The organism is Leptospira ilyithenensis (assembly GCF_004771005.1).
In the GTDB taxonomy this organism is placed as follows: Bacteria; Spirochaetota; Leptospiria; order Leptospirales; family Leptospiraceae; genus Leptospira_A; species Leptospira_A ilyithenensis.
Genome location: NZ_RQHV01000045.1, coordinates 58,334 through 66,185, shown reverse-complemented (window position 1 = coordinate 66,185; position 7,852 = coordinate 58,334). Strand labels below are relative to the sequence as shown.

9 protein-coding genes are annotated in these 7,852 nt (G+C 41.8%); all 9 read left to right on the top strand.

Annotation, left to right across the window (positions count from 1 at the left end):
• The first annotated feature begins 217 nt into the window (after positions 1-217).
• The 9 genes from infC to EHS11_RS10280 are packed head-to-tail and all read left to right on the top strand — an operon-like array spanning position 218 to position 7,852.
• Entirely contained in the window at positions 218-775 is a 558-nt protein-coding gene (gene infC / locus EHS11_RS10320; protein ID WP_109019052.1) for a translation initiation factor IF-3, read from the top strand.
• 14 nt (positions 776-789) lie between these two features.
• The gene (gene rpmI, locus EHS11_RS10315) at positions 790-990 is read left to right on the top strand and encodes a 50S ribosomal protein L35 (protein WP_109019053.1); all 201 of its coding nucleotides are present in this window, start codon (positions 790-792) and stop codon (positions 988-990) included.
• Positions 991-993: 3 nt separating this feature from the next.
• On the top strand, positions 994-1,347 hold the full coding sequence (rplT, locus tag EHS11_RS10310) for a 50S ribosomal protein L20 (protein WP_135764329.1): 354 nt from the start codon (positions 994-996) through the stop codon (positions 1,345-1,347).
• Between the two features lie 60 nt (positions 1,348-1,407).
• Positions 1,408-2,106, top strand: coding sequence for a coiled-coil domain-containing protein (locus EHS11_RS10305; RefSeq protein ID WP_135764328.1), 699 nt, complete (start codon positions 1,408-1,410; stop codon positions 2,104-2,106).
• 1 nt (position 2,107) lies between these two features.
• Positions 2,108-2,425, top strand: a complete 318-nt coding sequence (locus EHS11_RS10300; RefSeq protein WP_135764327.1) for a cell division protein ZapA — start codon at positions 2,108-2,110, stop codon at positions 2,423-2,425.
• Positions 2,422-3,003, top strand: a complete 582-nt coding sequence (locus tag EHS11_RS10295; protein ID WP_135764326.1) for a 5-formyltetrahydrofolate cyclo-ligase — start codon at positions 2,422-2,424, stop codon at positions 3,001-3,003. Before EHS11_RS10300 ends, EHS11_RS10295 begins: the two co-directional genes overlap by 4 nt.
• Before the next feature lie 35 nt (positions 3,004-3,038).
• The gene (locus EHS11_RS10290; RefSeq protein WP_135764325.1) at positions 3,039-3,542 is read left to right on the top strand and encodes a chemotaxis protein CheW; all 504 of its coding nucleotides are present in this window, start codon (positions 3,039-3,041) and stop codon (positions 3,540-3,542) included.
• Between the two features lie 15 nt (positions 3,543-3,557).
• On the top strand, positions 3,558-6,776 hold the full coding sequence (locus tag EHS11_RS10285) for a chemotaxis protein CheW (protein WP_135764324.1): 3,219 nt from the start codon (positions 3,558-3,560) through the stop codon (positions 6,774-6,776).
• The gene (locus tag EHS11_RS10280; RefSeq protein WP_210413670.1) at positions 6,770-7,852 is read left to right on the top strand and encodes a protein-glutamate methylesterase/protein-glutamine glutaminase; all 1,083 of its coding nucleotides are present in this window, start codon (positions 6,770-6,772) and stop codon (positions 7,850-7,852) included. The genes EHS11_RS10285 and EHS11_RS10280 overlap by 7 nt, the downstream gene beginning before the upstream one ends.

Sequence of the window (7,852 nt, the reverse complement as noted above, 5' to 3'; positions counted from 1 at the left end):
CTTGCTCGTTTTCCATAACAACAGATCACTAAATGCTATACCACGTACAAGAACTTTATGGGTAACGGGATGGGTGGTTCACCCCACCCTAGATCGGGCGGGGATACTAATATCCAACCCGCAATCCCGCTCCCTCCCCAAACACTCTAAAGAAATGTACTTGATCCAGCGATTCCTGATCAAATTATGGAGGTTCTAAAGAAATTTCGGAGACTGAATGCAGAAAAGGCCCAACCCGCGAGGGAACCCCAACCAGGATAAATTCGCCCACATTAGAATTAACGAACAAATTACCAATGTATCATCGATTCGCCTTGTTTCAGACGAAGGATCGGATATTGTTACGTTGGATGAGGCACTTCGTCGGGCACGTGAAGCGAACTTGGATTTGGTGGAAGTCTCAGGAGACCAAGACGTTCATGTCTGCAAGTTGATCGACTTTGGAAAATACAAATTCGAACTCTTAAAGAAAACGAAAGAAGCGAAAAAGAAACAGCACATTGTCACGGTGAAAGAGATTAAAATCCGTCCGCGGATTGATAACCATGACTTTGAGATTAAGAAGCGTCATGCTTTGGAGTTTTTGCAAAAAGGCGACAAGGTAAAAGTGACTCTTCGATTCCGAGGCAGAGAGATGGTTCACTCTGAGATAGGAATGAATATTATTAACCGGTTTGTCGAGGACCTAAAAGAGCAAGCCTCTCCCGAAAAAATGCCGGTACACGACGGAAAGACCATAGTGGTCGTGCTGAACCCAGCGAATGCAAAAGTCTGAAAGGAAAAACAACTATGTACAAACTCAAAACAAATCGTGCAGCAGCCAAACGTTTCAAGTTTACCAAAAACGGTAAAATCAAACGCGGTCATGCTTTCAAAAGACATATTTTGGAAAAGAAATCTCCAAAAATGAAACACCAAAGTCGGGGAATGGTAGTCATTCATGACACCGACTACAATAGGGTAGAAAAATTACTACCTTACGGAGGTTAAGCGATGCCACGTGCAGTAAACGGAACAATCCATAAGAATCGTCGTAAAAAAGTTTTAGAAAAAGCAAAAGGTTTTCGTGGTGGAAGATCCAAGCTTTTCAGAACGGCAAAATCTGCCGTAATGAAGGCCGGTCAATGGGCTTACCGTGACCGTAGAAAGAAAAAATCCGAATTCAGAAAACTTTGGATCACTCGTATCAATGCAGCTGTTCGTGAAAACGGAATGTCCTATTCCAAATTCATCCATGCATTGAAGACTCATGGGATTAATTTGGATCGTAAGACACTTGCTGACTTAGCATACAATCACAAAGACGTTTTCAACGCTTTGATTGAAAAAACAAAAGTCGCAAAATAATTTAGTGCTTGATTGGAATAGAATAGTTACTCTATTCTATTCCATCGGAATATTATTATCATGTTGAAACTGGAAACCATCGAAGAACTGGAAAGTAAAGTAGTCAAGGCTCTGGAGTTGATCCAGGACCTTCGCACGGAAAACAGTCGTTTGGAGACTGAAAACGAGTCTTTGCGTGCTGAAAACGACCAGATGAAACTCGCAATGGAGGAGAAAGAGCGTGAGCTTAAGTCCCTCAAAAACCAGTTGCAGACGGCAAACCAGGAACTCAGCGAATTAAAAGCCAGAGAAGAAAAACTGGAAACCAAAGTTCATTCCCTTTTGGGAAGATTGGACGGCATTCCTACCAGCGGTAGTTTCAGTAGCGGATCGGGAGCTTCTTCTGCTTCCAAAGATGTTTCTTCTGTCGCCGCTCCTGTTATTGCAGCAGCAATAGAGCCGGCACCTCCTTCACCACCTGAGGTTGTTTCCGCTCCAAGTTCTAATTTTACAGCTTCCGTTGTAGAAGAAGATGATGAAATCATCTTACTTGACGACGAAGAATCCGACTTTGCGCCGGAAGAATCTATGGAAAAACCACCTGTACTTGCCTCCTTACCGCAAGAAGAGGTAGTGCTTGCTTCTGACGATTCCGATATCCCAACGGTTGAGTTGGACGACGAAGACGACATTATCATCGATGATGACGATGACACAATCAGTGTTTTTGATGCAGACGATGATGATGACTTCTTGATACTGGAAGACGATCCGAAGTAAAATGGCAGATTCTGCCTCATCCCCGCAAAAAATCACAAAACAAATTTTCGGTGAGACGTATACCATTATAGGTGAAGCTCCACCGGAATATATAGCAAGCATTGCGGAATTTGTGGAAGAGCGTTTGAAAGAAATTGCTACTTCCCTACCGAATGCTTCCAAAACCAAAGTAGCCGTTCTTTGTGCACTCAATTTGGCGGATGAACTCTTTCAAATGAAAGAAAAGGGAATCCTCACGGAGGAAACAAAAGAGATCGAAGATAGAACCAAAAAAATCATCTCTCTTCTGGAAGAAGGGATTATCGGGGACATTTATTGAATCTGCTTTCTAAAGAGGAGGCAAGAAAACGACTGAAGAGCCACTTGCCGAATCTTTCCCAAAGAGAAGAACTTGAATTCAATATAATTAAAAGATTATTTCCATTACTTTTCGGAAAAAAGAAAATCATTTCTTATGTCCCGGATTTGAATTTGGAAGTGGACGTCTTGCCCATAACCGAATCCTGTCCTTTGCCAAGATCCGTTTCTTTTGTCGAATTTCGTCATAGTGCCCAGTGGTATTTTCCAAAACTTCAAAATAATGATTTGGTTTTTATTCGTCCTATGGAGTGGGAGAAAGGGAGATTCGGGCTTTGGGAACCGAAGGGTATGGACGTGGTCACCGTGGAAGAAGCGGATTTGATTTTAGTTCCTTCACTTGGTTTTGATAAGGATGGGTTTCGTTTGGGACGAGGCGGCGGTTATTATGATCGGGTTTTGTCCGGCAAAGAAGTTTTTGGAAAGACCATCGGATTTACTTTTTCTAAGTTTTTTCCGGTACCCTTTTTACCGGAAGCGCACGATTGTAAATTGGGAAAAATAATTACAGAATCAGGCATTCACTCATTTTTAGATTGAATCGGTGGGTTCGATAAATACTAATAAGGATAGTTATGGATCAAGAAAAACTTCTGACCTCACTTGCGGAAAAAACCAAATCGGAAGCGGAAACCGATTTAGGGGATATCGAACAATTTCTCACTTTCACAATTGAAAAAGAGTTTTTTGGAATTCGGTTGCTTCTTGTTCATGAGATTCTCAAGCCGGTACTCATCACAAGAATTCCTAACGTAGACGAACATATTCTCGGAGTTATCAACCTTCGCGGGGAAATCATTCCTATCATAGATCTTAAAAAGAATTTCCACCAGGCGGACACTGAAATATTTCCCCCTTCCCGCATAGTTGTTGTTATGTTGAATGAAAAAAGATGCGGAATCCTCGTAGACGAGGTGAAACAAGTGGTGAAGGTAAACCGGGAGTTTATCAGCTATACCACCGATGATTTGTCACTTAATTATAGTAAGATGGTTGAATCCGTATCCCGTCATGACGAACATCTCATTTTGAATTTGGATCTGGAACAGATCGTTGATTTTTTTGCATTAAATAAATAAAGGGAGGTTGGAAAAGTGGCAGGAATCCTTGGCGAATACACAGAAGTTTTTCTCGAAGAATCGGAAGACCAGATCGAAGAACTGAACGCAAATTTGGTCCGATTGGAAAAAGATCATAGCAATCCGGAAATCATTAATGATATTTTTAGAGCAGCTCATTCCTTAAAAAGTTCCTCTGCATTTGTCGGGCTTTATAACCTTTCCGATCTCTCTCATAAAATGGAAAACCTGCTTCAAAAGATCAGAGAAGGTTCTCTTGAGATCAACGTAACTCTTGTTAATCTTTTGTTCGAGTGTTTTGATTTGATCAAACATGTGATTGAAAGTGTTGCTCATGGAGTGAAAGTTGAAACTCCGTTCACTTCCATGATCCAAAAGTTAATGGATTATGAAAATGACCATTCTCCGAAAGGAGAGATTTCTCCTCCTTCCGAAAAAAAGACCGAAGCCGCAAGTCCCAAACCACAAACTCCGGCACCAGTGGTGAAAAGTTTGGATTTAAGCGATGAAGACTGGAGCGATATCAAAGGTATCTTGAGCGAAACTCCCGGTTCTCTTATCTATCAAGTGAACTTGCAATTAAAGACAGATACTCCGATGCAAAACTTGCGGCTGTTACTGATCCTCCAGGCGGTGAAACAAGTCGGTACTGTGATTGTTTCCGCTCCTGAAGAAGAGGCTTTGGATAGGGGAGAAGGCGGACTCTCTTTGAGTTTCGTTACCGTTACCCAACAGTCAAAAGATGAATTATTCGCTCTTTGCAATATTGATATGGTTGAGGTTTTATCCGTGGTAGCGATTACGCCCCCAGTCTCTGAAATGGAGGCATTGCCTGTGGCAGTAGAAGAAAAAATTGCCCGATCGGAAACGAAACTCGTGCCGAACGGTCAATCCGGCTCAGCCAATAACTTTGAAAAGGCGGTCTCCGATTCGAAAGTTATCATGCGCACGATCAAAGTTTCCTCTGACAAACTGGATCAACTGATGAATAATGTGGGCGAATTGGTTATCACCAACTCAGGCTTTCAAAAAATCTACGATGATCTTGTAACTCAATTCGGTGAGGATTCCTTATTCAACGAACTTAAAGGCAAAATCGATCAAATCAATCGGATTTCCAAAGATCTTCAAACCGGAATTATGAATATTCGTATGGTTCCGATCGGATCGGTATTCAATCGTTTCACTAGACTCGTTCGTGATCTTTCGTTGGAAACAGGCAAACAGGTAAATCTTGTTTTGCGGGGTGAAAACACTGAACTTGATAAAAAAGTAATCGATGCCATCGGAGAGCCTTTGATCCATTTGATCCGTAACTCGGTAGATCATGGAATTGAAAATCCAAAGGACAGAAAGGCTGCGGGCAAATCGGAAGAAGGAATTGTTGAGCTCAACGCTTACCAAGGCGGCTCCAATATTCTTGTGGAAATCAGAGATGACGGAAAAGGTTTAAACAAAGAAAAAATTCTAAAGAAGGCAATCGAAAGAGGACTTGTGTCCGAGTCGGATGCGGGAGACCTAACGGAATCCGAAATCTACCAGTTTATTTTTGCACCGGGATTTTCCACTGCGGACAAAGTGTCCGATATTTCAGGGCGTGGTGTAGGAATGAATGTGGTCAATAAACTCATTGAAGAGTTTAAAGGAAAGATACTGATCCATTCTGAAGAAGGCAAAGGTTCCGCCTTTACTCTTTCCTTCCCACAGGCACTTGCCATCATTCCTTCTATTCTTGTCACAATGGAAGAAGAAGTTTACGCATTCCCTCTATCGGAAGTATCCGAAACAATCAAAGTGAATGTGGATCAAATCACAACCTTGGAAGGCCATGAAATCATCAACCTGCGAGGGGAAGTATTGCCGATTTACCGCCTGAACCGAATCTTGGGACTTGCGGGTAGAAACGAATTAACGGAAGTTCCCGTTGTTATCGTAAATTATAAAACAAGAAAGCTGGGGTTTATCGTAGATGATTTGATCGGCAAACATGAAACTGTGATCAAGTCTTTGGGTAAAAACTACAAGGATGTACAAGGGTTAACCGGTGCAACCATTATGGGAGACGGAACCATTATACTTGTATTGGATATTCCTGGCCTCGTCGAGATTGCAGCGGATAAAATCGGTAGGGAAGAAAGTTCTACTGCAGTGGGAGAAATGATGAAACGTTCTTCTTCCATCAGATCCTTGGAGATGAGCGAATCCGATCTTGTATTCAAATCCAGACTTTCCACTAACGCGTACAATGCTAAGTTGATGGAACTACGTTCCAAAGAAAAAACAAGACTGAAAAAAGACAGATCTAGAAGTGAGAAACATTTGATCGTTCCTAAGGAAGAAATCTTTTCCGAAGAAGTCACTGTAAACAAAAAAGTCACTTCGTCCGAATCTCAAACTTATACAAACGGAAACGGATCTACGATTACCGCAGTTACGGAAACATCAGGAAAACCGACTTCCGAATTGGCAATTGATCCTCATAAAGAAGAAGAAGTGCATAGACTTTCCGATAAAGCAAGGTTAGATGCCACTACTTCCAAAGAAAGAGACCAGGCTGCACAAATCATAAAAGGGTTTGTGGAACAAAAGGAAGCCAGACTTCAACAAGTTACTTCTACCAGTTCCAGAGATATATCCCAACTCATGTCGACAAAGGATATTAAAAAACTGGAAAACATTGTGAATACCGGTATGATGAACGCAGGTGTGGTACTTTCCCAGCTGGTTGGCAAGGAAGTTGAGTTATTCATACCTGAAATCATTCTTACGGATAGAGAGGGTCTTGCCCGTGAATTTCGTTTTTCCAATGATGATTTCTTTGGTGTTAAAATCCGCATGAACGGAGATCTAAATGGAAATCTTCTGATGATGTTTTCGGAAGAAAACGGAGTGGAAATTGCCAAGGAATTACTCGGATCGGCTGAGGCCCGTTATACTTCGGAAAACTCCAAAGTATTGTCCGAAGATATGGTTTCCGTATTGTCCGAAATATCGAATATCGTTTGTTCCAGTGTGATGAATTCATTATCAAATAAAATGAAAAAGGAAATCCTGCCTTCCGTTCCAGAAATGATTACAGGAAGTTTTTTGAATGTAATTGATATCGTAAAACCGGAAAGAACCAAATTCTTATCAATGCACACTGAATTCAATCACCAAGGAAGCAATCTCTTGGGTGTTTTGGTTTTTCTTCCTGACTTCGATGAGTTGGTTGAGTTAATTCAGAAATCCTAATGAATTCTCCGAAAATTGTAATCGTTGATGATTCCATGCTTGTGAGAAATATCCTGAGTGATGTTCTCGAAAAGAAGGAAGGGTTTCAAATTATCGCCACTGGAAAGACTGGTGTCGATTGTGTGGAACTTGCGGAAAAACTACGCCCCGATTTTATCATCTTAGATATTGAAATGCCGATTATGGATGGTCTTTCCGCACTTGCAGAGATCAAAAAGAAGAGGCTTCCAACGGCAGTGATAATGCTTTCCGTTTTGACTCAACATGGTGCGGATGCCACTTTCCGCGCTTTGGAGCTTGGGGCCATCGATTTTGTTCCTAAACCTTCCAGTGGAAACCAATTTTCCCCGGAAGAAATCGCAGAGGTGCTCGCAGGGAAGATAAAAGGTTACCTGGACTCTAAGTTAAGTCTTCCGCTTGCAAAGCCTTCGGAGAAAATCGCTCGGCCTTCTTCTCCTACACCGATAAATAAAAGTTTTCAAAAACCAGTCTCAGTTCAGGCTATCGGAATAGGGACTTCTACGGGAGGACCTAAGGCACTTCAAGCTCTTTTCAGTGCGATCCCTGCGGACTTTTCGAAGCCTATTTTGGTAGTCCAACATATGCCTCCCGGGTTCACTAAAGCATTTGCGGAACGCCTGAATTCACTGAGTAAAATAAGCGTAAAAGAAGCGGAAAATGGAGATGTTGTTGAGCCGGGAAAGGCTTACATTGCTCCGGGAGACTACCAAATGAAAGTAGTCTCGAAAAATGGTTCCAAAGTAATCGAACTAGAACAAACCACAACTGTAAATGGACATAGACCTTCCATCGAAGTTTTGTTTAATTCAATGTCCGAGGTTTACGGCGGGAACCACCTATTGTCTGTTATAATGACTGGTATGGGAAGAGACGGCTCTCAATCCATTACCAATATTCATAACCAAGGAGGAGTGACTCTTGCACAAGACGAAGCTTCTTCCGTTGTTTATGGAATGAACCGGGTTGCAGTTGAACTCGGAGGAATTGATTTGGTTTTACCTTTGGATGATATTGTTCCAAAAATGATAGAAATATTGAAAACGAGAGGGAATTGA

Coding starts and splice junctions, on each gene's coding strand:
- infC (WP_109019052.1), top strand. CDS start 218: ATGCAGAAAAGGCCCAACCCGCGAGGGAACCCCAACCAGGATAAATTC.
- rpmI (WP_109019053.1), top strand. CDS start 790: ATGTACAAACTCAAAACAAATCGTGCAGCAGCCAAACGTTTCAAGTTT.
- rplT (WP_135764329.1), top strand. CDS start 994: ATGCCACGTGCAGTAAACGGAACAATCCATAAGAATCGTCGTAAAAAA.
- EHS11_RS10305 (WP_135764328.1), top strand. CDS start 1,408: ATGTTGAAACTGGAAACCATCGAAGAACTGGAAAGTAAAGTAGTCAAG.
- EHS11_RS10300 (WP_135764327.1), top strand. CDS start 2,108: ATGGCAGATTCTGCCTCATCCCCGCAAAAAATCACAAAACAAATTTTC.
- EHS11_RS10290 (WP_135764325.1), top strand. CDS start 3,039: ATGGATCAAGAAAAACTTCTGACCTCACTTGCGGAAAAAACCAAATCG.